Source organism: Vibrio sp. 1731 (genome assembly GCF_033339955.1).
GTDB lineage: Bacteria > Pseudomonadota > Gammaproteobacteria > Enterobacterales > Vibrionaceae > Vibrio > Vibrio alginolyticus.
The window spans coordinates 130,739-155,410 of record NZ_JAWOVO010000008.1; the positions used below are offsets into that span (position 1 = coordinate 130,739).

24 protein-coding genes, 1 tRNA gene and 1 riboswitch are annotated in these 24,672 nt (G+C 44.6%); of the genes, 10 read left to right on the top strand and 15 right to left on the bottom strand.

All coding sequences use genetic code 11. The features are described from left to right. Positions 1 to 61: 61 nt before the first annotated feature. A complete protein-coding gene (sodB, locus tag R7035_RS11580) occupies positions 62 to 646 on the bottom strand; it encodes a superoxide dismutase [Fe] (RefSeq protein ID WP_005396533.1) in 585 nt (194 codons plus the stop codon). Between the two features lie 285 nt (positions 647 to 931). Here sodB and R7035_RS11585 point away from each other — a divergent pair, with 285 nt between their 5' ends. Both R7035_RS11585 and R7035_RS11590 read left to right on the top strand, forming a co-directional pair. Beyond that, on the top strand, positions 932 to 1,267 hold the full coding sequence (locus R7035_RS11585) for a Grx4 family monothiol glutaredoxin (protein WP_017635833.1): 336 nt from the start codon (positions 932 to 934) through the stop codon (positions 1,265 to 1,267). 74 nt (positions 1,268 to 1,341) lie between these two features. Then, positions 1,342 to 1,971: a DsbA family protein gene (locus R7035_RS11590; protein ID WP_132936849.1), complete on the top strand. Its 630-nt coding sequence runs from the start codon at positions 1,342 to 1,344 to the stop codon at positions 1,969 to 1,971. A 77-nt stretch (positions 1,972 to 2,048) separates the two neighbouring features. On the opposite strand, the gene R7035_RS11595 is transcribed toward R7035_RS11590, so the two are convergent. Together R7035_RS11595 and rnt are read right to left on the bottom strand one after the other, a co-directional pair. After that, the gene (locus R7035_RS11595) at positions 2,049 to 3,374 is read right to left on the bottom strand and encodes a Na+/H+ antiporter family protein (RefSeq protein ID WP_318146141.1); all 1,326 of its coding nucleotides are present in this window, start codon (positions 3,372 to 3,374) and stop codon (positions 2,049 to 2,051) included. A 28-nt stretch (positions 3,375 to 3,402) separates the two neighbouring features. Then, positions 3,403 to 4,047, bottom strand: coding sequence for a ribonuclease T (gene rnt, locus R7035_RS11600; RefSeq protein ID WP_025767203.1), 645 nt, complete (start codon positions 4,045 to 4,047; stop codon positions 3,403 to 3,405). A gap of 341 nt (positions 4,048 to 4,388) precedes the next feature. Here rnt and motY point away from each other — a divergent pair, with 341 nt between their 5' ends. After that, positions 4,389 to 5,270, top strand: a complete 882-nt coding sequence (gene motY, locus R7035_RS11605; RefSeq protein ID WP_005384887.1) for a flagellar protein MotY — start codon at positions 4,389 to 4,391, stop codon at positions 5,268 to 5,270. Between the two features lie 120 nt (positions 5,271 to 5,390). On the opposite strand, the gene R7035_RS11610 is transcribed toward motY, so the two are convergent. The 11 genes from R7035_RS11610 to R7035_RS11660 all read right to left on the bottom strand — a co-directional run bounded on the left by R7035_RS11610 (position 5,391) and on the right by R7035_RS11660 (position 16,346). Further along, a complete protein-coding gene (locus R7035_RS11610; RefSeq protein WP_005384886.1) occupies positions 5,391 to 5,825 on the bottom strand; it encodes a DUF2753 domain-containing protein in 435 nt (144 codons plus the stop codon). 150 nt (positions 5,826 to 5,975) lie between these two features. Continuing rightward, positions 5,976 to 6,392, bottom strand: coding sequence for a lactoylglutathione lyase (gene gloA, locus R7035_RS11615; protein WP_005380739.1), 417 nt, complete (start codon positions 6,390 to 6,392; stop codon positions 5,976 to 5,978). Between the two features lie 32 nt (positions 6,393 to 6,424). Beyond that, complete coding sequence (gene nth / locus R7035_RS11620) at positions 6,425 to 7,066, bottom strand: endonuclease III (RefSeq protein ID WP_005380743.1); 642 nt, start codon at positions 7,064 to 7,066, stop codon at positions 6,425 to 6,427. A gap of 64 nt (positions 7,067 to 7,130) precedes the next feature. After that, a complete protein-coding gene (locus R7035_RS11625) occupies positions 7,131 to 7,823 on the bottom strand; it encodes an electron transport complex subunit E (RefSeq protein WP_005380745.1) in 693 nt (230 codons plus the stop codon). Beyond that, complete coding sequence (gene rsxG, locus R7035_RS11630; protein WP_047103464.1) at positions 7,823 to 8,455, bottom strand: electron transport complex subunit RsxG; 633 nt, start codon at positions 8,453 to 8,455, stop codon at positions 7,823 to 7,825. The genes R7035_RS11625 and rsxG overlap by 1 nt, the downstream gene beginning before the upstream one ends. A gap of 7 nt (positions 8,456 to 8,462) precedes the next feature. Next, positions 8,463 to 9,509 (bottom strand): electron transport complex subunit RsxD, encoded by a 1,047-nt coding sequence (rsxD, locus tag R7035_RS11635; RefSeq protein WP_033907336.1) that lies wholly within the window; start codon positions 9,507 to 9,509, stop codon positions 8,463 to 8,465. Further along, the gene (gene rsxC / locus R7035_RS11640) at positions 9,509 to 12,130 is read right to left on the bottom strand and encodes an electron transport complex subunit RsxC (protein ID WP_262651804.1); all 2,622 of its coding nucleotides are present in this window, start codon (positions 12,128 to 12,130) and stop codon (positions 9,509 to 9,511) included. Before rsxC ends, rsxD begins: the two co-directional genes overlap by 1 nt. A gap of 8 nt (positions 12,131 to 12,138) precedes the next feature. Further along, on the bottom strand, positions 12,139 to 12,735 hold the full coding sequence (rsxB, locus tag R7035_RS11645; RefSeq protein WP_005380760.1) for an electron transport complex subunit RsxB: 597 nt from the start codon (positions 12,733 to 12,735) through the stop codon (positions 12,139 to 12,141). A 3-nt stretch (positions 12,736 to 12,738) separates the two neighbouring features. Continuing rightward, positions 12,739 to 13,317, bottom strand: coding sequence for an electron transport complex subunit RsxA (gene rsxA / locus R7035_RS11650; protein WP_005380762.1), 579 nt, complete (start codon positions 13,315 to 13,317; stop codon positions 12,739 to 12,741). A gap of 305 nt (positions 13,318 to 13,622) precedes the next feature. Next, entirely contained in the window at positions 13,623 to 15,920 is a 2,298-nt protein-coding gene (gene pflB / locus R7035_RS11655; protein ID WP_262651805.1) for a formate C-acetyltransferase, read from the bottom strand. A 350-nt stretch (positions 15,921 to 16,270) separates the two neighbouring features. Then, positions 16,271 to 16,346, bottom strand: a tRNA-Asn gene (locus R7035_RS11660). A 559-nt stretch (positions 16,347 to 16,905) separates the two neighbouring features. Between R7035_RS11660 and uvrB the strand changes: the two genes are divergently transcribed. The 3 genes from uvrB to luxU all read left to right on the top strand — a co-directional run bounded on the left by uvrB (position 16,906) and on the right by luxU (position 20,975). After that, the gene (gene uvrB / locus R7035_RS11665) at positions 16,906 to 18,936 is read left to right on the top strand and encodes an excinuclease ABC subunit UvrB (protein WP_017636056.1); all 2,031 of its coding nucleotides are present in this window, start codon (positions 16,906 to 16,908) and stop codon (positions 18,934 to 18,936) included. Between the two features lie 291 nt (positions 18,937 to 19,227). Continuing rightward, positions 19,228 to 20,634 (top strand): quorum-sensing sigma-54 dependent transcriptional regulator LuxO, encoded by a 1,407-nt coding sequence (gene luxO, locus R7035_RS11670; protein WP_213880389.1) that lies wholly within the window; start codon positions 19,228 to 19,230, stop codon positions 20,632 to 20,634. Continuing rightward, a complete protein-coding gene (gene luxU / locus R7035_RS11675) occupies positions 20,631 to 20,975 on the top strand; it encodes a quorum-sensing phosphorelay protein LuxU (protein WP_005380770.1) in 345 nt (114 codons plus the stop codon). The genes luxO and luxU overlap by 4 nt, the downstream gene beginning before the upstream one ends. Before the next feature lie 138 nt (positions 20,976 to 21,113). Here luxU and R7035_RS11680 read toward each other — a convergent pair whose 3' ends face one another. After that, complete coding sequence (locus R7035_RS11680; protein WP_025767209.1) at positions 21,114 to 22,010, bottom strand: YvcK family protein; 897 nt, start codon at positions 22,008 to 22,010, stop codon at positions 21,114 to 21,116. A 175-nt stretch (positions 22,011 to 22,185) separates the two neighbouring features. Next, a riboswitch (molybdenum cofactor riboswitch) is annotated at positions 22,186 to 22,320 on the top strand. Here R7035_RS11680 and moaA point away from each other — a divergent pair. The 4 genes from moaA to moaD all read left to right on the top strand — a co-directional run bounded on the left by moaA (position 22,309) and on the right by moaD (position 24,672). Further along, entirely contained in the window at positions 22,309 to 23,298 is a 990-nt protein-coding gene (gene moaA / locus R7035_RS11685) for a GTP 3',8-cyclase MoaA (protein ID WP_005380776.1), read from the top strand. It overlaps the preceding riboswitch by 12 nt. 101 nt (positions 23,299 to 23,399) lie before the next feature. After that, positions 23,400 to 23,912, top strand: a complete 513-nt coding sequence (moaB, locus tag R7035_RS11690; RefSeq protein WP_005388935.1) for a molybdenum cofactor biosynthesis protein B — start codon at positions 23,400 to 23,402, stop codon at positions 23,910 to 23,912. A gap of 26 nt (positions 23,913 to 23,938) precedes the next feature. Then, the gene (moaC, locus tag R7035_RS11695) at positions 23,939 to 24,418 is read left to right on the top strand and encodes a cyclic pyranopterin monophosphate synthase MoaC (protein WP_005380779.1); all 480 of its coding nucleotides are present in this window, start codon (positions 23,939 to 23,941) and stop codon (positions 24,416 to 24,418) included. Then, on the top strand, positions 24,415 to 24,672 hold the full coding sequence (moaD, locus tag R7035_RS11700; protein ID WP_005380780.1) for a molybdopterin synthase sulfur carrier subunit: 258 nt from the start codon (positions 24,415 to 24,417) through the stop codon (positions 24,670 to 24,672). The genes moaC and moaD overlap by 4 nt, the downstream gene beginning before the upstream one ends.

Sequence of the window (24,672 nt, forward strand, 5' to 3'; positions counted from 1 at the left end):
AAAAGCCCGCTAAATAGCGAGCTTTTGAATAAGACTAAATTGAACTTAGGGGGGAAGTATATTACTTCGCTAGGTTCTCAGCTACGAAGTCCCAGTTTACTAGAGCCCAGAAGCCGTTCATGTAATCAGGACGTACGTTGCGGTAATCGATGTAGTACGCGTGTTCCCATAGGTCAACAGTTAGAAGTGGTGTTGTACCTTCTTCTGTTAGAGGAGTAGCAGCGTTAGAAGTGTTAACGATCTCTAGAGAGCCATCAGCTTTCTTAACAAGCCAAGTCCATGAAGAACCGAAGTTGTTGATTGCTGAATCAGTAAACTTCGCTTTGAATTCTTCAAAAGAACCGAATGCTGCGTTGATTGCGTCTGCAACTGCGCCAGTTGGCTCGCCGCCCGCATTTGGAGCAAGACAGTGCCAGTAGAACGTGTGGTTCCAGATTTGCGCTGCGTTGTTGAATACGCCACCAGTAGAAGTCTTGATGATCTCTTCTAGAGTTTTGCCTTCGAACTCAGTACCAGGGATAAGACCGTTAAGCTTAACAACGTAAGTGTTGTGGTGCTTACCGTGGTGGTAGTCTAGAGTCTCTGCTGAGATGTGTGGTTCTAGTGCGTCTTTCGCGTAAGGAAGAGCTGGTAGTTCAAATGCCATTACTCGATTCTCCATTGATTTGAAAGGATGACCTTTCGATTGCTTCCAGTGTTTTTTTATAGCTATGTCGCCTTTAAGGCTGACTTGCTAAGTATTTTAGCAAGTTTTTACTTTATTAAAACCCCGATATGAAAATATTTTAAGAGGTTAGCAGTGGTGAAGTGCTGCATTGCTCGCCAATGAGCAACCTAAAATTAAACCTTATTAATTATATGGTTTTTATTCTGTCGTTATTGAGTAGAATGTGGCAAATAAATAAAGTTCAAACCCATGAATGAGGAAGCGATGGAAACTATCGACAAAATCAAACAGCAGATCTCTGAAAACTCAATCCTGCTGTACATGAAAGGATCACCGAAACTACCTAGCTGTGGTTTCTCTTCTCAAGCGTCACAGGCACTAATGGCATGTGGTGAGAAGTTCGCTTACGTAGACATTCTGCAAAACCCAGATATCCGTGCTGAGTTACCAAAGTACGCGCAATGGCCAACTTTCCCTCAACTATGGGTTGAAGGTGAGCTTATCGGCGGTTGTGACATTATTCTAGAAATGTTCCAAAAAGGTGAACTGCAGCCTCTAATCAAAGAAGCAGCAGCGCGCGCTGAAGATCAAGCTGAGTAATTCGTAAATACTCACATTTAGCGATAGAATACGAAGGAGCCGTACTGGCTCCTTTTTCTTTTTAGGTTAGTGGAATGAACATAAAGCTTTACTACGTGCATGACCCAATGTGCAGTTGGTGTTGGGGTTACAAACCAACGCTGGATAAACTAAAACAGCAACTGCCAGGTGTGATTCAATTTGAGTATGTGGTTGGTGGTCTTGCGCCAGATACTAATTTACCGATGCCGCCCGAGATGCAACAAAAACTCGAAGGTATTTGGAAGCAGATTGAGCGCCAGTTAGGCACTAAGTTTAACTACGATTTCTGGAAGCTTTGTACGCCAGTTAGAAGCACTTACCAATCTTGTCGTGCGGTTATTGCAGCGGGCTTTCAAGACTCTTATGAGCAGATGCTAGAAGCGATTCAGCATGCGTACTACTTACGTGCGATGCCTCCTCATGAAGAAGCCACTCACTTGCAACTAGCGAGAGAAATTGGCTTGAATGTTCAGCAATTCAAGAATGACATGGATGGCTCTTTCTTAGAAGGTGTGTTCGAAGATCAATTGAGCCTTGCAAAGAGCCTAGGTGTGAGCTCTTACCCTAGCTTGGTTCTTAAAATTAACGACGCTTATTTTCCGATTGCCATCGATTACCTGTCGACAGAACCAACCTTGAAGCTGATTCGTGAGCGTATTATTGACAATATGCCAGCGCAATAACCACAGTTATGAATAACAAAAAGCCGCTCATTGAGCGGCTTTTTCGTAACTAATGTATATCCATCCAAACAATAGTATTAAAGCACCATTGCTGCAATCCAACCAAAGATGATTAGAGGGATATTATAATGGATAAAGGTTGGAACGACTGTTTCCCAAATGTGCTCATGTTGACCGTCGGCATTTAGACCAGATGTAGGGCCTAATGTAGAGTCAGAAGCTGGAGAGCCTGCATCACCTAACGCCGCTGCAGTACCTACCAGTGCAATCGTTGCCATCGGCGAGAAGCCGAATGCTAGCGCAAGAGGCACATAGATAGTTGCAAGGATTGGAATCGTAGAGAACGATGAACCAATGCCCATTGTTACTAATAGACCAACGATCAGCATCAGTAGTGCAGCTAGAGGCTTATTGTCACCGATGCTGGTTGATAGCGATTGTACTAGTGTTTCAACACCGCCAGTTTGCTTCATTACTGCTGCAAAACCTGCCGCTGCAATCATGATGAAGCCAATCATTGCCATCATGTGTACACCTTTAGTGAACACGTCGTGCGTCTCTTTCCATGCAATAACGCCGCCGAAAGTAAACACCATAAAGCCAGCTAGAGCACCGATAATCATTGAACCCGTGTAAAGCTGAACACCCAATGCAGCGACAATACCAAGTGCCGCAACTAAGATGTGCTTTTTATTGATGACATGATCGGTTTCGTCAACGACAGTCAACTCAGTTTCTTTGTAGACACGCGGTTTACGATAGCTAACAAAGATAGCCAGTAATAGACCAAACAGCATCCCTGCACCTGGCAGTAACATGGCGGTTGGGACTTGGCTTGCAACCACGTTTTCCAAACCGTTGTCATGTAGGTTCTTTAATAGAATGTTGTTTAAGAAAATACCGCCGAAACCAACAGGTAAGATCATGTAAGGTGTGATCAAACCGAAGGTAAGAACACACGCGACCAAACGTCGGTCGAGTTTAAGTTTCGCAAATACGCCCAAAAGAGGTGGAATCAAAATTGGAATAAAGGCGATATGGACCGGAATTACGTTCTGAGATGACATCGTAACAAGCACTAATGCCACCAACACGGCGTACTTTAAGCCAGTAGTGGAAGCGGAGTTTTCTTTGCCATTTAAGCGCTTGATAACACTTTTGGCCAGTAGATCCGTGATGCCTGATTTCGAGATGGCAATAGCGAAAGTACCTAACATGGCGTAGCTTAGCGCGATAGTTGCACCGCCACCTAGACCACTTTCAAATGCGGCAACCGTATCCCCAAGGCTCATGCCTGCGACTAGGCCGCCTACGATGGCACTAAACGTGAGGGCAACCACCACGTTTACGCGCATCAATGCTAACACGAGCATGACGCACACTGATATAACGACAGGATTCATACTTTTCCTAATATGTTGTGTTTACTTATTATTCTTCGTCGACAAGCGGCCAACCGCCGAGGGCCTTCCATTTGTTGACAATACCGCAGAATAATTCTGCTGTTTTTTGTGTATCGTAAAGCGCAGAGTGTGCTTCACGGTTATCAAATTCCATCCCGGCTGTTTTGCATGCTTTAGCGAGAACTGTTTGGCCATAAGCAAGGCCACTTAATGTAGCCGTATCAAAAGTAGCAAAGGGATGAAAAGGGACTCTTTTTAGTTTACAGCGTTCATTTGCTGCATTTACAAAACCCAAGTCGAATGCTGCGTTATGAGCAACCATAATTGCACGTGAGCAATCTGCGGCTTTTTGTTCTTTGCGAATAAGCTTATAAATTTCCTTTAGCGCCTCTTGCTCAGAAACAGCACCACGAAGAGGGCTGAAAGGGTCACGAATACCATTGAATTCAAGCGCTTCTTTTTCTAAGTTAGAGCCTTCAAATGGTTCCACATGAAAATGAATGGTGGAGGCCGGATGCAACACGCCATGTTCGTCCATTTTCAACGTAACGGCACAGATTTCTAAAAGTGCATCAGTTTGAGCATTGAAACCAGCGGTCTCAACGTCTACTACCACAGGGAAATAACCACGAAAGCGTTTTTTCAAGGTTAGAGCTTCATTTTCTAGTGTCATGTTGGCTTATTTTTGTGTGACGAAGGCTGCATTATTGCAGATTATACCGATGAGAAAAACCGCAATTTAAGAGAAAACCGGAATTCTATTTTGCATCCAATCAATAAGTTTGTATTGCATATTATGTAGACGTTTATTCGCCATACTTTGCATCATGTAAACCGATAAAACATGAGGAAGTAAAACGCTAAGTGGCGGTTAAGGTGATTGGAACACTATGGCTCACATTAATGGCAGTGTGACAGATATTCCGATATTGGCGAGATTTTTGCATGCCGGTTGAAGTGGTTTTATTGATGCAATTTGACGGCAACAGACTGCCGTTTAAGAGACAGTATTAGATGAAGAAATGGCTGATTACCAGTGGTGTTGTATTTTCGTTGTTTAGCACAAGCAGCTTCGCTTTGATGGGCAAACGTTATGCTGCAACTCCACAGCAATCTCAATGGGAAATGGTGGTCAATACACCATTAGAATGTCAGCTTGTACACCCCATTCCAAGCTTTGGAGATGCGGTATTTTCATCTCGTGCAAATAAAAAAATCAATTTAGACTTTGAGTTAAAAATGCGTCGTCCGATGGGAGAAACACGTAACGTCAGTCTCATTTCTATGCCGCCACCTTGGCGGCCAGGTGAACACGCCGATCGAATTACAAACCTAAAGTTTTTTAAACAGTTTGATGGTTATGTCGGAGGGCAAACAGCATGGGGCATTTTGTCTGAGCTGGAAAAAGGCCGTTATCCGACTTTTAGTTACCAAGATTGGCAGAGCCGAGATCAGAGAATTGAAGTCGCATTGTCATCAGTACTATTTCAAAACAAGTACAACGCGTTTAGCGACTGTATTTCCAACTTATTGAAATATAGTTTTGAGGACATTGCTTTTACGATTTTGCACTACGAAAGACAAGGTGATCAGTTAACCAAGGCTTCTAAAAAGCGTTTATCACAAATTGCAGATTATATCCGACATAATCAAGATATCGATCTCGTGCTGGTGGCGACGTACACAGATTCAACCGATGGTAAAAGTGCGAGTCAAAGTTTATCAGAGCGACGTGCAGAGTCACTTCGTGACTATTTTCAGTCTCTAGGGCTACCGGAAGATCGAATTCAAGTGCAAGGGTACGGCAAGCGTCGTCCTATTGCAGATAACGGTTCGCCAATAGGAAAAGACAAAAACCGCCGAGTCGTGATATCTCTAGGGCGAACCCAAGTGTGATGCTTATAAAAACGCCGAAGCTGAAAGCTTCGGCGTTTTTGATTTACTGACGTTGTTAATAATATTTTAGTGGTATTTTGCCAAGCACCTTTCGGTGATTCCTGCTGTATAATTTGAATGTTAGTTTAAGCGGAATTTGGCAATGACTTCGCAATTGGTTGCGGTATCTATTTTTTCAACCTGTTTGGCAATAGCTGGATTAGGGTGACGCTTCATAAAGTCTATCAACGCCTTAGTACAGCATCCTATCGAGTCGATAAAGCTTGCACACTCTTTATTTGGGCATTGTGGGATAAGTGTTAAGACTTTCTCAGAGGCCAGTTGAAGGTATTTGAGTTCATAGTCAGTATCTCCGGCCCAACGCCAGAACTGAGCTAAGTTATGACAAGAAATCACAGAAATTAATAATCGCTCGTCCGCCTCAATTTCCACACATTCGCTGATATCTTCACTCAGGCTTAGGGCTTGCTGGTAATGAAGAATGCTGCGAACAGGGTCATCTAGTTGAAGTGCCGTATCGGCTAGAAGTGTGTGTTTTTCCCATTCACTGATCATTATCGTAATCCCGCATATCGAAGTTGCGGATAAATCTAAACGATAACTATTATCAAGTAAAGAGTTTTGTTTATAAAAGGACAGGCAGATCGCAGACCTGCCTGTAATCGGAGTTCAACTTGCAGTACAAGTGATTATTAGAAGTGCCGCTTAGCCTTCAAGACCTGCTGAAGCTTGCTTGTTTTGAATAAGCTCAATCATATAACCATCTGGGTCTTTTACGAATGCAATGTGCGTGCTTCCGCCTTTTACTGGACCTGGCTCACGCGTCACATTACCGCCCGCCGCTTTGATAGCGTCGCAAGTTGTGTAGATATCATCAACACCAATGGCGATATGACCAAAAGCGGTACCTAAGTCATACTCAGTTTTACCCCAGTTGTAAGTCAGTTCGATCACTGCACCTTGGGATTCGTCACCATAACCAAGAAACGCTAGCGTGTATTCGTACTCTTTATTTTCGTTAGTACGAAGCAGCTGCATGCCCATAACTTCAGTGTAAAACTTGATGGATTTGTCTAGATCACCTACGCGAAGCATAGTGTGGAGAATTCGACCGTTTGACATTTTTTGCTCCTAGCTTTGATTTACAAATAGCGTTAGCTATCTGGGTATACTTTCTCTTTATATTCGCACAAATCTTCGATAATGCAGCTACCGCAGCGAGGCTTTCTTGCTACGCACGTATAACGACCATGAAGAATGAGCCAGTGGTGCACATCGAGTTTGAACTCTTTTGGCACAACTTTTAATAGCTTCTGCTCGACATCATCAACCGTTTTTCCCATCGCAAATTTAGTGCGATTCGACACGCGATAAATGTGCGTATCGACGGCAATAGTTGGCCAACCAAAAGCGGTGTTGAGCACGACGTTTGCGGTCTTGCGACCTACGCCTGGCAGCGCTTCTAACGCTGCACGATCTTCAGGAACTTCACCATTGTGTTTTTCCAACAAGATCTTACAAGTCTTGATTGTGTTTTCTGCCTTTGAGTTAAACAAACCGATGGTCTTTATGTATTCTTTTAAGCCATCGACTCCCAAATCAAGAATGCTTTGAGGTGTATTCGCTACAGGGAAAAGCTTGTCGGTGGCTTTATTGACGCTTACATCGGTTGCTTGAGCTGATAGTAATACAGCGATTAGCAGCTCAAAAGGGGAGCTCCAGTTAAGCTCAGTTTGAGGATTCGGATTGTTTTCTCGTAATCGCTCAAGAATTTCGATTCTTTTTATTTTGTTCATTGCTGACTTCCAATACCGTCTCTGCGGTTTATGAAAAAGGCTCCTATGACAGAGCCTTATCTTGTTATGCGTTAGTGACGCGAGCACGTTCTATGGTTGGTTTTTCTTCTTTTGGTTGACGTGCCTGAATTGAATTATCTATGACATTTTTGAGCGCTATCAACAGCCCAACACCGATAAATGCACCAGGTGGGAGAAGCGCTAACAGGAAGCTATTGTCAAATTGGAAAACTTGAATCCGTAGAGCTGAAGCCCAGTCTCCTAGGAGAAGGTCTGCTCCGTCGAATAGTGTGCCATTACCAATTAATTCGCGCATGGCACCTAAAACAACCAAGACGCTCGTCATACCAAGGCCCATCCACAAACCATCTAGCGCAGCGGGTGCAACATCATTTTTTGACGCGTAAGCTTCTGCTCGGCCAATAATAATACAGTTCGTTACAATCAGAGGAATAAAGATACCTAGAGACAGGTACAAACCGTACGCATAGGCATTCATTAACAACTGAACGCAGGTAACGAGTGAGGCAATGATCATCACGAATACAGGTATACGGATCTCTTTTGGCACATAGTTACGAATAAGAGAAACCGTGACGTTGGATCCAACTAGCACGAGTAAGGTTGCAATACCAAGACCTAATGCATTGGTTATCGTGGAAGAAACCGCTAGCAGTGGACATAAGCCCAGCAGTTGTACGAGAGCGGGGTTGTTACTCCACATACCGTTTTTCATCAGTAATTTATTCTCATTCATTACTGCTCTCCTTCACAGCCTAACGGCTGGTTAAGAATGTCTTCACGAGATTGGTTTACGTAGTTAACGGTATTTCGCACCACTTTTACGACGGCTCTTGGCGTGATCGTTGCACCAGTAAATTGATCGAAATCGCCGCCATCTTTACGAACTTTCCACGAATTCCAATTGTTTTCCGTGACTTGTTTTCCTGTAAAGCTCAGGATCCAGTCGGTGACACGAAGATCGATTTTATCGCCCAGACCAGGGGTTTCTTGGTGGTTTAGGACGCGTGTCCCCAAAATATTGCCCTGATTATCAATCCCAGTAATCACTTTTATCTCACCATTGTAGCCATCTGGCGCGATAGATTCTATTGCGATTGCTGTTGGTTCACCATTCTTCGTAGCGAGGTAGGCTGGCATCGCACGTAATGTCCCCAGATCTGGAGACGTGACCATTGTACAAGCTTGCGTGAGTGCGTTGTCATGCATGTTTTCTGGAATGACTTGATTCAAAACAGAAAGTAATTGTTTTTGCTCTTGTACCTTGATTTGGTCTTTTGTTAGGTACTGAGTAAGGGCGACTAATCCGGTTGTTGCACATGCAAATATCGCGAGTGTCAGACCATTTTTTCTAATAGCGGTTAACATGTTTACCTCAGTGACCGTAAGTTCTAGGTTTGGTGTAGTAATCGATCAGTGGCACACACATATTTGCAAGCAACACTGCAAATGCAACACCATCTGGGAAACCGCCCCAACTGCGAATGATAAAAACCAAAGCACCAATAAGCGCACCGAAGATTAAACGTCCTTTGACGGTGGTAGACGCCGAAACGGGATCGGTTGCAATAAAGAATGCGCCAAGCATGGTTGCACCAGATAACAAGTGTAAAATTGGCGACGCAGTTTCCCCTGGCGTCAGCAACGTGAACACTAGGCTAAACAGAGTCAGACTCGCAAGGAAACCTGCTGGAATATACCATTGGATGATACGCTTTTTGATCATGACTATGCCGCCAAGAAGGTAAGCAAGGTTTACCCATTGCCAACCAATACCACCTAAGCCATCAAATATCGGCTGCGACATTACTTCGCTTGGAGTGGCACCTGTAAGAATGCCAGTCTTAAATGCATCAAGTGGTGTCGCCATTGTCACACCGTCAACACCTGAGCGAACTTGCTGAAGTGATAAGCCGTCGTAATCATAGCCCGTAAAAATTAAAGAGAGTGTATCTGCAAAATTTACATGATCAGGTATGAGTGATGTCGGTGCACTCCAACTCGTCATTTGTACTGGGAAAGAGATCAACAAGACCACATAAGCGACCATTGCAGGGTTGAATAAGTTTTGTCCAAGGCCACCATAGAGGTGTTTAGCGATTACTATCGCAAAAATAAGCCCGATCACCATAATCCACCACGGAGACCATGGTGGTATAGCAACGGCTAACAACCAAGCGGTAACTATTGCACTGTTATCACGTAGCGCTCTCATTGGTGAGCGTTTACGACAGATCATGACTAAGGCTTCAAGGGATACAGCGACTGCAATGGCAAAAATCAGCTGAATCAGCGTACCCCAGCCAAAGAAGTAGGTTTGAGCTACTAAACCTGGAAGTGCGCAAAGTGCCACCCATTTCATTAAGTCTGGCGTATTACGACGACTGTGGGTATGCGGTGAACTGGCAATAAAAAACGACACTACTCGTTCTCCTCAGTATTATTTTTATTAGCTTCTTGTTGCGCTTTGCGTGCCTTCGCGCGCGCAATTGCTGCGGCAACCGCGGCTTTCTTCGGATCCACTTCTGGTTCTTCGGAGGTTGCTTCTTCAACAGGCTCTGTTTGCGTTTCTTGCTTCGCTTTGCGCGCTTTGGCTCGAGCGATGGCAGCTGCCACGGCGGCTTTTTTCGGATCTTCGGTTTGCTCGGCAGGTGCTTCAGCTGAGTCTGCTTGCTTCGCTTTGCGCGCTTTGGCACGTGCAATGGCAGCGGCAACTGCGGCTTTTTTCGGATCGTCGGTTTGCTCGGCAGGTGCGTCAGCTTCTTCCGCTTCAGTTGAGTCTGCTTGCTTCGCTTTTCGCGCTTTGGCACGTGCAATCGCAGCAGCCACGGCGGCTTTTTTCGGATCGTCGGTTTGCTCAGTAGGTGCTTCAGCTTCTTCCGCTTCAGTTGAGTCTGCTTGCTTCGCTTTACGTGCTTTGGCACGTGCAATCGCAGCAGCCACGGCGGCTTTTTTCGGATCTTCGGTTTGCTCGGCAGGTGCGTCAGCTTCTTCCGCTTCGGTTGAGTCTGCTTGCTTAGCTTTGCGCGCTTTGGCTCGAGCAATTGCAGCGGCAACTGCGGCTTTTTTCGGATCGTCGGTTTGCTCAGCAGGTGCGTCAGCTTCTTGCGCTTCAGTTGAGTCTGCTTGCTTCGCTTTACGTGCTTTGGCACGTGCAATGGCAGCAGCAACCGCGGCTTTCTTCGGATCGCTGTCTTGCTGTGCAGACGTTTCCGATTCTACAGATTCAGTTGAATCTTCTTGTTGTGCTTTTTTCGCTTTAGCTCGGGCGATGGCGGCCGCAACTGCCGACTTTTTATCATCAGCGTTATTGTCTGGCGTTTCGCCTTGTTCTTTTTGCGCTTTCCGTTCGCGAGCAAGACGTTTGCGCTCTTCGCGCAGTTTTGCCATTTCTGAGTTATCAGGTTCACTAGAGCCTGCTTTAGCTGCTGCCGCTTGTTTCGCCTTCGCTTTGGCAATGGCTGCCGCTACGGCTGGTTTTACTGCTGGCTCTGTTTTTTCTGTGGTTTCTGTCTTTTGAGCTTTCACTCGTGCGATTGCTGCTGCTATCGCATCATCGCCGCCAGAAGACTTCATCTCTTTACGGCGCTGATCGGCAGCTTTCTTGAAGCGATTTTCACGTTCTGCTTTTTCGCGTTCCATACGCGCTTTTTTCTCTTCAAAACGCAGTTTTGCTCGCTCTGCAGCTTCCGCTTCTTGTGTTCTAGTTCTAATTTCTGCTTTCGCTTGGCGGTAGTACTGTACGAGCGGAATTTCACTTGGACATACAAACGCACAAGCGCCGCACTCGATACAATCCTTTAAGTTTAATTCTTCGAGTTTGTCATACTCTTCAGCTTTTGCATGCCATTGCAGTTGTTGAGGCAGCAGCGAAGCAGGGCACGCTTCTGCACATTGGCTACAGCGAATACATTCCATCTCATACTGGTGCGGAGAGATCTCACGACGAGTCGGAGCAAGGATACAGTTTGCTGTCTTGGTAATCGGCACTTGGGAGTGAGGAAGGGTAAAGCCCATCATTGGCCCACCCATAATTAAACGCTGTAACTTCTTATCTGCTTTATAGCCAAACTCATCCAACAGTGCTTGTACTGGTGTCCCTAATAATGCCCAAACGTTGCGTGGTTGTTTGAAGGTTTTACCAGTGAGAGTCACGATGCGTTTTATCATCGGCTCACCGTCGATGACTGCGCGTTTTATAGCGTAAAGAGAACCAACATTCTGAACCAAAATACCAATATCGGCTGGAATCGCGCCACTTGGCACTTCTTTATTGGTTAAAATTTTGATCAGCTGTTTTTCACCGCCAGAAGGGTATTTAGTTGGGATAACGCGAATAACGATATCTTTGTTTATAGCCGCAGCTTCTAGCGCTTTGATTGCTTCTGGTTTGTTGTCTTCAATGCCAATAATCGTGAGCTTTGGTGTCAGGATATGTTCGACAATTTCGATACCTTGAATAAGCTCTTCGGCATGTTCTTGCATGAGCTTGTCATCAGACGTGATGTATGGCTCGCACTCTGCTGCATTAACGATAAGAATCTCGGTACGAGCAAAACCTGATTGGATTTTTTTTGCAGTAGGGAAGCCTGCGCCACCCATACCAGAAATACCAGCGAGACGAATAACATCAATCAGTGCGTCAGGGGTTTCTTGTTGGTAATCTGCGACGGGGTTTCTTTCACACCATGCATCGTTACCATCAGGCGTGATGACAGCGCATAATTCACTTAACCCAGAAGGGTGCGCGACAGTTCGTGGCTCAATCGCGGTGAGCGTACCTGATGTTGGAGCATGCACTGGAACCGTAAAGCCGGTCTCCGATTGCGTTAATGGCTGACCTTTTAATACGTAGTCACCTTCGGCAACCAGTAGGTTACCCGCTTTACCAATGTGCTGTTTTAGCGGCAATACAATTTCTGACGGGATAGCCGCATGAGCGAGTTCAGTTTTGTTGGACTGCTTTTTATTTTCTGCCGGATGCACACCACCTGGGAAATCCCAAAGCGCGCCTGTACGAATTTGTTCAATCAAAGACAACATGTGAAACCTTACTTAATTGAATCTTTCACGTTCGCTGCATTGTCGGCAGCATCCGTAATGTTAAGTACCGGAATGGAGTGAAGTTGCCACTTCCAGCTTTCTGTGGTCGTTGCCACAGGAATCATTTCAATACAATCAGTCGGACATGGGGCAACACACAAGTCACAGCCCGTACATTCGTCTTTGATTACGGTATGGACCGCCTTTGTTCCGCCTACAATTGCATCCACCGGACACGCCTGAATACACTTAGTGCAGCCAATACACATGTCTTCATGAATAAACGCAACGGTTGGAATTTTGCTGTCGAGATCGTGCGCAGATTCTTCTGGCTCAACACCCATTAAGTCGGCGAGCTTTTCGATTGTTGCCTGACCACCAGGTGGACATTTGTTTATGTGGTCGCCATTTGCAATTGCTTCAGCATAAGGGCGGCAACCAGGGTAGCCACATTGACCGCATTGAGTTTGCGGTAAAATGGCGTCGATTTGATCCACAATAGGGTCCGCTTCAACTTTAAAGCGAATAGAAGCAAAACCAAGTATCGCGCCGAAAATCGCAGCCAGAACCGCTAACGCGATAATCGCAATTAAAATCGTACTCATCGCTTACTTCACCAAACCTGTAAAGCCCATAAAGGCGAGTGACATTAAACCTGCTGTAATCATTGCTATTGATGCACCTTTAAAAGGTACAGGAACGTCGGCGGCGGCTATGCGCTCTCGCATGGATGCAAAAAGTATCAACACCAATGAGAAACCAACAGCGGCGCCGAAGCCGTAGATGATCGATTCAATAAAGTTATGGTTTTCATTAATGTTAAGAAGTGCCACGCCCAATACTGCGCAGTTTGTTGTGATCAGCGGTAAGAAAATGCCAAGCAAGCGATAAAGCGTCGGGCTGGTTTTGTGCACAACCATTTCGGTGAACTGCACCACAACGGCTATCACCAAAATAAAACTCATGGTTCGAAGGTACTCAATACCCAGTGGACGAAGGATGTAGCTTTCCACTAAATACGCACACACTGACGCGAGCGTTAGCACAAAAGTTGTCGCTAAGCCCATACCTATTGCTGTTTCCAGTTTTTTGGACACACCCATGAAAGGACATAGGCCCAAAAACTTCACCAGTACAAAGTTGTTCACCAGCACAGTGCCGACCAACAACAAAACATATTCGGTCATAGTTATTACGTTCTTAAAATCCGATCTTGATATTATCGTGTTTTGTGACACCAATAACAACCAGTGAACGATGTGGTTTTACATACACGATGGAAAAATAGTCGTCTAATTGATGTATTTTGATGAATCAATAAGAAATTGAATCGTTTGCTGAATGTATTGTTAGCGAGAGGATACTACCTATTAATTTTCATCTAATGTGTGATTTTAAAAAAAGCCCGCCTCTCCCAGGTAGAAAAGAGAAGCGGGCAATGCATATTTACAAGCTAATTATTTAAATCTTCTGAGTGCTTGATGGACTGTGTTTATATCTTACTTGTGAAAGTACGAGTGATGACGTCTTGCTGTTGCTCTGTCGTTAGAGAGTTAAAACGTACCGCATAACCAGACACTCGAATCGTCAACTGAGGGTATTTCTCTGGATGTTCAACCGCATCCAATAACATCTCTCGGTCTAGAACGTTGACGTTAAGGTGTTGACCACCTTCAATCGCAATGCCCTCGTTGCTTGCTTCGTGATGGAAGTAACCATCCATTAGCGCGGCTAGGTTTTTCTTCTGACTTAATTCATCTTTACCCAATGCGTTCGGCACAATTGAGAAAGTGTAAGAAATACCATCTTTAGCGTAAGCGAACGGTAATTTAGACACCGATGCCAGAGACGCAACCGCCCCTTTTTCATCACGACCGTGCATTGGGTTTGCACCCGGCCCAAAAGGCATACCTGCGCGACGGCCATCAGGTGTATTACCCGTTTTTTTACCGTAAACCACGTTAGATGTGATTGTTAAAATCGATTGAGTTGGCACTGCTTCGCGGTAGGTGTGCATCTTCTGAATTTTCTTCATGAAGCGCTCAACTAGATCACAAGCGATGTCATCAACACGGGCATCGTTGTTGCCAAATTTTGGATAATCACCTTCGATTTCAAAATCAACGGCGATGCCATCTTCATCACGAACAGGTTTCACGGTCGCGTATTTAATTGCCGCCAAAGAGTCAGCGACAACAGACAGACCTGCAATACCACACGCCATGGTGCGGTGCACGTCGCGATCCATCAATGCCATCAGTGATGCTTCGTAGCTGTAACGGTCATGTGAGTAATGGATGATGTTCAACGCTGTGACGTATTGCGTTGCTAGCCACTCCAACATATTTTCGAAACGAGGCATCAAAGCGTCAAAGTCGAGAATTTCATCTTGAACTTTGTCCACTACCGGACCCACTTGCGCTTTCGATTTTTCATCGATACCACCATTGATGGTGTAAAGCAGTGCTTTTGCAAGGTTGGCACGTGCACCAAAGAATTGCATGTGCTGACCAACAATTTGCGGGCTCACACAACAGGCAATCGCGTAGTCGTCATTGTCGAAATCAGGACGCATTAGATCGTCGTTTTCGTATTGAACCGAAGAGGTATCAATCGACACTTTTGCAGCATATTGTTTGAACGCTTCAGGCAATTGCTCTGACCAAAGAATCGTCATATTTGGTTCAGGAGCAGGGCCCATAGTATGCAGCGTATGTAAGTATCGGAATGTCGTTTTAGATACTAGTGTACGGCCATCAACACCCATACCTGCCATGGCTTCGGTTGCCCAGATTGGGTCGCCAGAAAACAATGAATCGTATTCTGGTGTGCGTAGGAAGCGAACCATGCGTAGCTTCATGATGAAGTGGTCAATCATTTCTTGCGCTTGTGATTCATCAATCAAACCGTTTGCGATATCGCGCTCTAGATAGACGTCTAGGAAAGTCGAAGTACGGCCCAGTGACATTGCTGCGCCGTTTTGCGATTTAACCGCCGCTAGGTAGCCAAAGTAGGTAAATTGGATCGCTTCTTGTGCTGTTTTTGCAGGTAGCGACATATCAATGCCGTATTTCAGACCCATTTGACGAATGTCTTCAAGTGCTTGAACTTGATCGGCTATTTCTTCGCGAAGACGAAGTGTTTTCTCAAGATCGTTGCCTTGTTCTAAGAACGTTTGTGTTGAATTGTATTGTTCTTTTTTGTCTGCTTTTAAGAAGTCGATACCGTATAGGGCGAGACGGCGATAGTCACCAATGATACGACCACGGCCATAAGCATCAGGAAGGCCCGTGATGATGCCGGATTTACGACAGGCTAGAATTTCTTTGGTGTAAAGGTCGAAACACGATTTGTTGTGAGTTTTACGGTATTCAGTGAAGATCTTTTCAACCGTTGGATCCAGTTCGCGGCCATAAACTTCGCACGAGTTTTTTACCATGCGAATCCCGCCATTGGCGATGATTGCACGTTTTAGCGGTTGATCAGTTTGTAAGCCAACGATCTTTTCCAGATCTTTGTTGATGTAGCCTGCATCGTGGGAAGTGATTGTTGAGGGCAAGTCTGTGTCAAAATCAATAGGGGCGTGTGTGCGGCTTTCTTGTTTTATGCCTTCAAGCACTTGGTTCCATAATGCTGAAGTGGATTCGCTAACTTCAGCTAAGAAAGTCTCGTCTCCCTCATAGGGTGTATAGTTTTTTTGGATGAAGTCACGAGTGTTGACAGAGTTTTGCCATTCACCAGCAGTAAATCCAGCCCATGCATCTAGCATGTCAGTTGTCGGAATAGTCATAAGTAAATCCCTAAGTTATTGATAATTAGAATGGAGGCGACGAGTAGGACGGAACCATTCTTAACCCTTTTAATCGTATGGATTTATTTATTATGAGTAAAATGAATGCTTTTCATTTTTTCAATGATTAAATTGCATTAATAATAGATTCAAATAGTTATGATTGTTTTTTGCTAGGAAAGAGACAGAATTAAATATGTGGTGTTGTGAGAACACTATCTACGACAATGTTATGAGTTCTGTAATTTGAACTTATTTCGGTGTGATTTTATGGCGCCTAGATTGGCTTAGATTTCATGGCGATTAAGATACAAAAAAGCCGTGTCTTGCGACACGGCTTTTCTATAATCTGGCTCCTCCTGCTGGGCTCGAACCAGCGACCTGCGGATTAACAGTCCGTCGCTCTACCAACTGAGCTAAGGAGGAATTGCTTTGCTTGAAAGCGGGAAGAATCTTACCGAGCACTCAAACTACTGTCAACAGTAAAAAAATACATTTTTAGCAAAAAATATTGATTTAAGGGCTTTACTTTTCTGTATGGCTTGCCAGTAAAGGCTCGAGGTTAGTTATCCACTAAATTTGTGGATAAGTATGTTGATGAGATCTGGGTAAAGAAAATTAATATGCAACTAAGTTTTTATTTAATGAATTTTTAGTCGGAGTTATGCGTAAAATAAGCAAATAAAACAGAGGTTTATCGATGTTAATCAAAAGGTATTCAAAGTGGATAAAAATCAATCTTTTGGGGATAAGAAAGTTTTAAGCTAATTTTTGGGGAAAAGTTGTGGAAACTATAATGTAAAGAATGTGTGTAGCTCTTCAACTAGGGCGAAGTACTATATCAGAGTCACTTTTATATGGCTATAGCATTCTAGACAAACAAGAAAATTTATTAACAATGATGGTTAAATTCTCGATAGACGTAGATTTCATTAGCTAAGGTGTATATATATACAGCCAAAGCGCAGTAAAATTGAGGAAGGGTATGAGTAAAGTCTATGAATTGGTCTCCGATTATCAGCCGTCGGGCGATCAACCAGGAGCGATCAATCAGTTGCTTGAGGGGCTCGATGCTGGGCTAGCACATCAAACCTTGTTGGGGGTCACAGGCTCAGGTAAAACCTTCACATTAGCGAATGTGATTGCTCAAGCCCAACGACCTGCAATATTACTTGCGCCAAACAAAACGCTTGCTGCTCAGTTATATGGTGAGATGAAGTCATTCTTTCCTAATAATGCGGTTGAGTATTTTGTTTCTTACTACGATTACTACCAACCTGAAGCATACGTTCCCACAACAGATACTTTCATTGAAAAGGACGCTTCGGTTAACGCCCACATTGAGCAAATGCGACTGTCTGCCACTAAAGCTTTATTGGAACGGAAAGACGCTATTATCGTTGCTTCGGTTTCAGCTATCTATGGTTTGGGTGATCCGGAATCCTACTTACAAATGATGCTTCATTTGCGACGTGGAGATGTGATTGATCAGCGTGATATGCTTCGTCGCCTAGCGGAGCTCCAATACTCGCGCAATGATGTTGCTTTTGAGCGAGGGCAGTTCCGTGTCCGTGGCGAGGTGATTGATATATTCCCTGCTGAATCAGACCAAGACGCTGTGCGCGTTGAGATGTTTGACGATGAGGTGGATTGCATCAGTGTGTTCGACCCATTGACAGGCGTGGTCAAACAACGAGACTTGCCGCGCTATACCATCTATCCCAAGACGCACTATGTGACGCCAAGAGATCGCATTCTTGAAGCGATTGAAAATATTAAAGTCGAACTAGAAGTGCGCAAAAAGCAGCTTCTAGATAACAACAAGCTACTGGAAGAGCAGCGAATTAGCCAGCGCACTCAATTCGATATCGAAATGATGAATGAGTTGGGCTTTTGCTCCGGTATCGAAAACTATTCTCGTTATCTCAGTGGACGCTCGGAAGGTGAGCCGCCACCAACCCTGTTTGACTACTTACCTCATGATGGCTTGTTGATCATCGATGAATCTCACGTGACAGTACCGCAGATAGGTGCCATGTATAAAGGCGACCGTTCGCGTAAAGAAACGCTGGTGGAGTTTGGTTTCCGGTTACCTTCAGCTTTGGATAATCGTCCACTGAAGTTTGAGGAGTTTGAAGCACTAGCGCCACAAACGATTTTCGTCTCTGCTACTCCTGGAAATTACGAACTAGAAAAATCGGCGGGTGATGTAGCGGATCAAGTCGTTCGTCCTACAGGCTTGCTTGACCCTGAGTTGGAAGTTCGCCCAGTAGCGACCCAAGTCGACGACCTATTGTCTGAGATCCGTATTCGCGCTGCTAAAGATGAACGAGTTCTGGTTACAACACTGACCAAACGAATGGCTGAAGATCTCACCGAATACCTTCACGAACATGATGTTAAGGTACGTTATTTACACTCAGACATTGATACTGTTGAGCGTGTGGAAATTATCCGTGACCTTCGTCTTGGGGAATTTGACGTGCTGGTGGGAATAAACTTATTGAGAGAGGGCCTGGATATGCCAGAGGTCTCGTTAGTTGCAATTTTGGATGCGGATAAAGAGGGCTTCTTGCGGTCTGAACGCTCACTCATTCAGACCATTGGTCGTGCTGCACGAAACATCGAAGGTAAGGCGATTTTATACGCTGACCGAATCACCAACTCAATGAAAAAGGCGATGGATGAAACTAACCGTCGTCGCGAGAAGCAGGAAGCGTACAACGAAGAAATGGGTATTTCGCCACAAGCGCTCAAACGAAATATCAAAGACATCATGGAACTTGGCGATATCACTAAGTCTAAACGCCAGCGTAACACTAAACAGGTACCATTATCGAAAGTGGCGGAGCCTTCGCAAACTTACGAGGCACTGTCCCCTCAGCAGCTAGAAAAAGAAATCAGTCGACTGGAGGCAGCGATGTATCAGCATGCGCAAGATTTAGAATTTGAGTTAGCGGCACAAAAGCGTGACGAGATTGAAAAACTACGAGCGCAGTTCATCGCAAATAGTTGAACAAACTTACCGATTTAACTATCCAAGCATTTTAGGTCGCTTGTAAAAAAAAGAAGCCAATAGGCAGTCGGGTCTATTGGCTTGTTTTGTGAACATATCGTTCACTAACAACGTCAGTTGGCTAGGTGACCCGAGGGGTCACTATCGTTACAGCATGGTTTGTGCCACTTTTTAAATAATTGATATTATTTTTGAATTTTTTCCTTTGCCCATAATTTAGCTAATGTTATTTGCAAAATGCAAAGCGTAATGCGATTATTGTTTAAAACACAACAAAATAATAGCTAGGTTATGCAACAAAAACCCGAAGGCCCAAAGTCTCGTTACCTTTTAATGGTCGAGGACACCGCATCTGTTGCGGCTCTGTACCGCTCATACCTGACACCGCTTGGCATAGATATCAATATTGTCGGCACAGGTAGGGATGCCATTGAGAGCCTAAATCATCGAATTCCAGATCTTATTTTACTCGATCTCCGTCTGCCAGATATGACGGGGATGGACGTTTTACATGCCGTTAAAAAGAGTCATCCCGACGTACCTATAATCTTTATGACCGCTCACGGTTCTATCGATACCGCTGTCGAGGCCATGCGTCATGGCTCACAAGACTTTCTAATTAAACCGTGTGAAGCAGACCGTTTACGTGTCACGGTTAACAATGCCATTCGTAAAGCGACCAAGCTAAAAAATGAAGCCGATAATCCAGGTAATCAGAGCTATCAGGGGTTTATCGGCAGTAGCCAAACCATGCAGCAGGTTTACCGTACGATAGATTCAGCGGCGAGCAGTAAAGCGAGTATTTTTATCACAGGTGAAAGTGGTACTGGTAAAGAGGTATGTGCCGAGGCTATTCACGCAGCAAGTAAACGTGGTGACAAACCTTTTATTGCAATTAACTGTGCTGCAATTCCAAAAGATTTGATTGAGAGTGAACTGTTTGGTCACGTAAAAGGGGCCTTTACTGGCGCTGCGAATGATCGTCAAGGGGCAGCTGAGTTAGCGGATGGCGGCACACTTTTTCTAGATGAGCTTTGTGAGATGGACTTGGATTTACAAACCAAGTTGCTACGATTTATTCAAACGGGCACATTCCAAAAAGTGGGTTCCTCAAAAATGAAGAGCGTGGATGTGCGCTTTGTGTGTGCCACTAACCGTGATCCCTGGAAAGAGGTACAAGAAGGTCGATTCCGTGAAGATTTGTACTATCGTTTGTATGTCATTCCTTTGCATTTACCGCCTTTACGCGAACGAGGCGAAGATGTTATTGAAATTGCATACTCACTGTTAGGTTACATGTCACACGAAGAAGGAAAAAGCTTCATACGTTTTGCGTCTGATGTCATCGAGCGATTCAACAGCTATGAGTGGCCGGGTAACGTTCGTCAGTTACAAAACGTGCTACGCAATATCGTTGTTCTAAACAACGGTAAAGAGATTACGTTGGACATGTTACCGCCACCGTTGAATCAACCGCTTGACCGTCCGTCGTCTGTGGCTAAATTAATTGAGCCGAAAGCGATGACCGCATCTGAGATTATGCCATTATGGATGACGGAAAAAATGGCAATCGAGCAAGCGATTGAAGCATGTGATGGCAATATTCCTCGAGCGGCGGGATACCTTGATGTCAGTCCGTCGACGATTTACCGCAAGTTACAGGCATGGAACGGCAAGGAAGAGCGGCAAAAAGTATGAGTGTAAATGTATTAAATCAGCAAAAAATAGATGAACTGTCGATGGAAATTGGCAGTGACAACGTACCTGTACTGTTCGATATCTTCCTAGGAGAAATGGATACCTATATCGAGAACTTATCCCAACTGCAGGGGGCAGAGCGATTAGCTTACTCAAAAGAAATCAGCCACGCGTTGAAAAGTAGTGCTGCGAGCTTTGGGGCAGATCGCCTTTGTGAACTGGCGATGTCTATAGACAAAAAAGCGAAAGCCGGTGAGTTAACTGCGGAGTCTGAGGTGTTAGAGGTTATGTTCGATCTTTTGCACGAAACTCGAGATGCTTATCGCTCTTGGCGACAGTAACTATTTATTCCTATTAACCATTTTTTCTTAGTAAACATCTGTTCTTACTGGATGCCTGAACTAAAACCCTTCGATGACAGAAGGGTTTTCATTATCAATAAACACCTTGAAAGAGGGCGCTAGCCAGGTAACGCGCTCTTAAATAGAAAGTTGTAGCTGACTTTCAATCGCTAGTTTGAGCTTGTTTCTATCGTGACGCCAGTCTCGGTTAGAGGAGGCGAGTGACTCCGTCACTACATTCCATTGACTTAAGACGTCTTGCTCGGTTTTCTCTGCTAGAACCACGTCTATTTTTCTTCCTTGACAGGCACGTTCACACCATTCTAATTTTTGAGCCATCGTCATTCGTCCCGCTGGGCCGTATTCTGGACTCAGGTTAGCAACAAAAATGACTTTTGCTTTTGTGTTTGCTGCAATCGCTTTGCCGAGTTCAGGCAGCAATAAAGGAGGCATGATACTAGTTAAAAAACTGCCAGGGCCAAGAATAATCGCGTCAGCTTCCGCCAAAGCTGTGATGGCTTCTTTGGTAGCAGGCACTTCTGGTGAAAGATCCAAACGTCGCAAGTCTGCTTTCATTTCGTCGACATTTGTTTCTCCCGTAACCCACTTCCCATCTACGGATAACGCGGAAAGATCCGAAGGGTGTTCGGACATAGGAAGGATGTTAACGTCGACTTTTAACATATTGCGAATCAGATTAATGGCATCTAAAGGTCTGACCGATAAGTTATCGAGTGCAGTAAGCATCAAATTACCAAGATTATGACCATCAAGTTCGCCAGTGCCTTTGAAGCGATATTCAAACATCATAGAACTGATCGAAGGCTCTGTAATGAGCTGATTAATACAGTTACGTGTGTCTCCCCAAGCGATTCCTCCTTGGCAGTGACGAATTCTTCCTGTTGAACCACCATTGTCAGTCGTGGCAACAATCCCAGTTGCATTGCTGCCAAAATCTCGTAATGCGGCCAGCATTCGACCTAAGCCATGACCACCGCCAACAGCGACCACTTTTTTATCTGTGTAGATATTCATTATGTTCTTCTAATAATCTAATAAAAAACGGCTACAATTTATCTTAAGGAGTGTCTTAAAGGTACTCACTTAGCGGTAAATTGTGTCTCTAGAGAGTTTTTTATCACTCAAGTCTGGATTCCATTACAAATATTAAGTATTTTACACCGCAAAGCTATCAGAGATTTCATATCTCTGGTTGCCATAACTCCGAGCTCACTATTGCTAAGTCCTTGGATAAGCGTTTTGAGCCAGTGGCATACTGTCACAAGGGCATGATTGGAAATGGCCATGCCTCCCGTGTTTGGAAAGGTGTTCCGTGGCGCAACAATTCGAAGACAAATTTCATCGTAAGTTTTATTACTTGCGTCTGTCTGTGACCGACGTATGTAATTTCAAATGTACCTATTGCCTTCCTGATGGCTATAAGCCTTCGGGCAATAAAAACTCGTCTTTTTTATCTCTCCCTGAAATCAAACGGGTCGTAAAAGCATTCGCTGATTGTGGCACGTCAAAAGTGCGCATCACTGGTGGTGAGCCTAGCTTACGCAAAGATTTTACCGACATTATCCATTCAGTAGCGGCGACGCCTGGCATTCAAAAAGTTGCAACGACAACCAATGGCTATCGCATGGCAAAACAAGTCGCAGATTGGCGTGAAGCGGGTTTAACCCACATTAATGTCAGTGTGGATAGCCTTGACCCGCGTATGTTTCATCAAATCACAGGTGAAAATAAGTTTACTGAAGTCATGAATGGTATCGAACGTGCGTTCGAGGTCGGTTATGAGCAAGTAAAAGTTAATGTGGTGTTGATGAAAGATCTGAACCATCACGAGCTGCCAGCGTTTCTTAACTGGATAAAAGATCGTCCAATCCAACTGCGTTTCATTGAGTTGATGCAAACGGGTGAGATGGATGAGCTATTTAATAAGCACCATGTATCCGGAGTGGCAATTCGTAACCAGCTAATTGCAAATGGTTGGTTGCTGAAAGTACGCTCGCATAATGATGGTCCTGCGCAAGTATTTGTTCATCCTGATTACAAGGGTGAAATAGGTCTTATCATGCCTTATGAAAAAGACTTTTGTGAAAGCTGCAACCGACTGCGCGTTTCTGCGATGGGTAAGCTGCACCTATGTCTGTTTGGAGACTACGGTGTAGAATTGCGTGATCTTTTGGAACGTGATGAGCAAGAGAGTGAGCTTATTGAACGTATCCAGGCGCAGTTACAAACCAAGTCGGTAAGCCATTTCTTGCATGATGGCAATACTGGTATGACGCCACACCTCGCGTCTATCGGCGGCTAACTTCATTCAACTTTTAGAGCGAGCTTAGTGATAAGCTGGCTCTAACTTTTTCCGAATCGATACCAAGCGTATCAAAGCTAATTAAGAGAATAGGTGAACAAATGGGTCACGCTGAAAGCAAATTCCAACCTGCAAATATTGCCGTTCTAACGGTATCTGACACTCGTACTGAAGAAAACGATACCTCTGGTCGTTACCTAGCTGAGCATGCTCAAGAAGCGGGTCACAACGTAGTAGACAAGCAAATTGTTATTGATGACATGTACAAGATCCGCGCGATTGTTTCTCAATGGATTGCTGATGAAAGCGTACAAGCGATCATGATTACTGGCGGTACAGGTTTCACCTCACGTGATAGCACGCCAGAAGCACTTAAGCCTCTATTTGATAAAGAAGTTGAAGGTTTTGGTGAGTTGTTCCGTATGGTGTCGTACGAAGAGATCGGTACGTCTACGATTCAGTCTCGTGCGATTGCTGGTTTTGCTAACCACACCGTGATCTTCGCAATGCCAGGTTCAACTGGTGCGTGCCGCACAGGCTGGACAAAAATTATTAAACAGCAGTTGGATGCAAGTCATCGCCCTTGTAACTTCATGCCACACCTATCTGTATAACCTTTCCTAAAAGCGAAGGAAAAACAATGACCCAATTTACACATATCAATGCTTCTGGCGAAGCAAACATGGTTGACGTGTCAGCAAAAACGGAGACGGTTCGTGAAGCTCGTGCTGAAGCATTTGTTCACATGGCCCCAGAAACACTTCAACTGATTGTCTCTGGCCAGCACCATAAAGGTGATGTATTTGCGACGGCTCGTATTGCTGGTATTCAAGCTGCTAAGAAAACCTGGGATTTGATTCCACTTTGTCATCCGCTACTACTCTCTAAAGTTGAAGTTCAACTGGAAGCTATCGAAGCAGAGAACAAAGTTCGCATCGAATCAGTATGTAAACTTGCGGGTAAAACTGGTGTGGAAATGGAAGCGCTCACGGCAGCTTCCGTTGCTGCTCTAACGATTTACGATATGTGTAAAGCAGTACAAAAAGACATGGTCATTGGTCAAGTTCGTCTATTAGAGAAAACGGGTGGTAAATCTGGTCACTTTAAGGTGGAATCATGATTAAAGTACTTTTCTTTGCTCAAACTCGCGAGCTGATTGGCATCGACAGTGTTGAGTTAGACGGGCCGTTTGAAACGGTTGAATCAATTCGTGCACATCTAGTGGAAGAAGGCACTGAGAAAGATGGCAAGTGGGATTTAGCACTCGAGTCAGGAAAGCTACTTGCTGCAGTGAACCAATCTATCGTCCCTCTGGATACACAAGTAAAAGCAGGTGATGAAGTTGCGTTTTTCCCGCCGGTAACTGGGGGTTAA

Excerpts from the sequence above, each read along its gene's own strand:
- sodB (WP_005396533.1), bottom strand. The coding sequence starts at position 646 with ATGGCATTTGAACTACCAGCTCTTCCTTACGCGAAAGACGCACTAGAA.
- R7035_RS11585 (WP_017635833.1), top strand. The coding sequence starts at position 932 with ATGGAAACTATCGACAAAATCAAACAGCAGATCTCTGAAAACTCAATC.
- R7035_RS11590 (WP_132936849.1), top strand. The coding sequence starts at position 1,342 with ATGAACATAAAGCTTTACTACGTGCATGACCCAATGTGCAGTTGGTGT.
- R7035_RS11595 (WP_318146141.1), bottom strand. The coding sequence starts at position 3,374 with ATGAATCCTGTCGTTATATCAGTGTGCGTCATGCTCGTGTTAGCATTG.
- rnt (WP_025767203.1), bottom strand. The coding sequence starts at position 4,047 with ATGACACTAGAAAATGAAGCTCTAACCTTGAAAAAACGCTTTCGTGGT.
- motY (WP_005384887.1), top strand. The coding sequence starts at position 4,389 with ATGAAGAAATGGCTGATTACCAGTGGTGTTGTATTTTCGTTGTTTAGC.
- R7035_RS11610 (WP_005384886.1), bottom strand. The coding sequence starts at position 5,825 with ATGATCAGTGAATGGGAAAAACACACACTTCTAGCCGATACGGCACTT.
- gloA (WP_005380739.1), bottom strand. The coding sequence starts at position 6,392 with ATGTCAAACGGTCGAATTCTCCACACTATGCTTCGCGTAGGTGATCTA.
- nth (WP_005380743.1), bottom strand. The coding sequence starts at position 7,066 with ATGAACAAAATAAAAAGAATCGAAATTCTTGAGCGATTACGAGAAAAC.
- R7035_RS11625 (WP_005380745.1), bottom strand. The coding sequence starts at position 7,823 with ATGAATGAGAATAAATTACTGATGAAAAACGGTATGTGGAGTAACAAC.
- rsxG (WP_047103464.1), bottom strand. The coding sequence starts at position 8,455 with ATGTTAACCGCTATTAGAAAAAATGGTCTGACACTCGCGATATTTGCA.
- rsxC (WP_262651804.1), bottom strand. The coding sequence starts at position 12,130 with ATGTTGTCTTTGATTGAACAAATTCGTACAGGCGCGCTTTGGGATTTC.
- rsxB (WP_005380760.1), bottom strand. The coding sequence starts at position 12,735 with ATGAGTACGATTTTAATTGCGATTATCGCGTTAGCGGTTCTGGCTGCG.
- rsxA (WP_005380762.1), bottom strand. The coding sequence starts at position 13,317 with ATGACCGAATATGTTTTGTTGTTGGTCGGCACTGTGCTGGTGAACAAC.
- pflB (WP_262651805.1), bottom strand. The coding sequence starts at position 15,920 with ATGACTATTCCGACAACTGACATGCTAGATGCATGGGCTGGATTTACT.
- uvrB (WP_017636056.1), top strand. The coding sequence starts at position 16,906 with ATGAGTAAAGTCTATGAATTGGTCTCCGATTATCAGCCGTCGGGCGAT.
- luxO (WP_213880389.1), top strand. The coding sequence starts at position 19,228 with ATGCAACAAAAACCCGAAGGCCCAAAGTCTCGTTACCTTTTAATGGTC.
- luxU (WP_005380770.1), top strand. The coding sequence starts at position 20,631 with ATGAGTGTAAATGTATTAAATCAGCAAAAAATAGATGAACTGTCGATG.
- R7035_RS11680 (WP_025767209.1), bottom strand. The coding sequence starts at position 22,010 with ATGAATATCTACACAGATAAAAAAGTGGTCGCTGTTGGCGGTGGTCAT.
- moaB (WP_005388935.1), top strand. The coding sequence starts at position 23,400 with ATGGGTCACGCTGAAAGCAAATTCCAACCTGCAAATATTGCCGTTCTA.
- moaC (WP_005380779.1), top strand. The coding sequence starts at position 23,939 with ATGACCCAATTTACACATATCAATGCTTCTGGCGAAGCAAACATGGTT.
- moaD (WP_005380780.1), top strand. The coding sequence starts at position 24,415 with ATGATTAAAGTACTTTTCTTTGCTCAAACTCGCGAGCTGATTGGCATC.